We start from the raw sequence: 1,050 nt of genomic DNA, 5'->3' as shown, positions 1-1,050 counted from the left end.
AGGGCGGCGAGGAGTGTGGTGACCGGTACGGAGGCGACCAGTCCGATGGATCCGACCAGGGTGCGTACGATCTCTTCGGCGACCAGTTCGCTGTTGGCGACCGTGCCCACGCCGCTCTGTGCGATGGAGAAGAGCAGGAGCAGCGGCAGTGCGGCGCCGGCGTAGGCGAGGACGAGGGTGTTGACCACGGAGGCGATGTGGTCGCGGCCGATGCGGATGCCGGCCCGGTACAGTGCGCGCCAGCCCATCGCCGGGTTGGCCTCGTGCAGTTCCCAGACGGCCGATGTCTGTGTCACGGTCACGTCGTCCAGGACACCCAGTGAACCGATGATGACGCCGGCGAGCAGCAGACCGCTCATGTCGAGCTTCGGGAAGAGGCCGTGGATCAGGCCGGTCTGGTCGTCGGTGTTGCCGGTCAGCGCGGCCCAGTCGATGAACTGTGAGCCGAGGATGCCGATCAGGGCCAGCGAGGCCAGCGTGCCGAGCACCGCCACCGATGTCCGGGCCGACAGGCCGTGGCAGGTGTAGAGGGCGATCAGCATGATGGCGCTCGATCCGGTCACGGCCACGAGCAGGGGGTTCGAGCCCTGCAGGATCGCGGGCAGGATGAAGAGGTTCAGCACCATGAAGCTGATGGCCAGGGCGACCAGTGCCATGACGCCGCGCAGCCGGCCGACCACCACGACGGCGAGTGCGAAGATGCCGGCCAGCAGGCCCATCGGGAAGCGGCGGTCGACGTCGGTGACCGAGTACTGCAGGTCCTTGGGTGCGGAGGGTTCGTAGGCGGTCACGACCTTCTCGCCCTGGTGGAGCTGCCGTGCCTGGTCGGGCTGCACGATCTCGGTGAAGGTACGGCCCTTGTCCTTGCCGGTGTCGACGCGGATCGTGGCCTTGTGGCAGGTGCCGTTCCCCTCCTGCGCGGCGGAGTTGCCCTTGGCGGTGGCGGTGTCGCCGGTGGGGGTCTGGCCGGAGGCGTTCACCGACTTGCAGCTCAGCTCGATGACCCGGGTGACCGTGGCCTGTTGGGTCTGCTGATCGAAGCCGACACCG

1 protein-coding gene is annotated in these 1,050 nt (G+C 68.2%); it reads right to left on the bottom strand.

From position 1 onward, the window contains the following. Nucleotides 1-1,050 (bottom strand): YibE/F family protein (locus ABZ919_RS41520; RefSeq protein ID WP_361259531.1); only part of this gene is annotated, 1,050 nt, incomplete at both ends.

Origin of the sequence: Streptomyces sp. NPDC046759, assembly GCF_040645475.1 — a bacterium.
In the GTDB taxonomy this organism is placed as follows: Bacteria; Actinomycetota; Actinomycetes; order Streptomycetales; family Streptomycetaceae; genus Streptomyces.
Note: the sequence above shows the minus strand (reverse complement) of the source record. Positions and strands in the feature narration are given on the sequence as shown.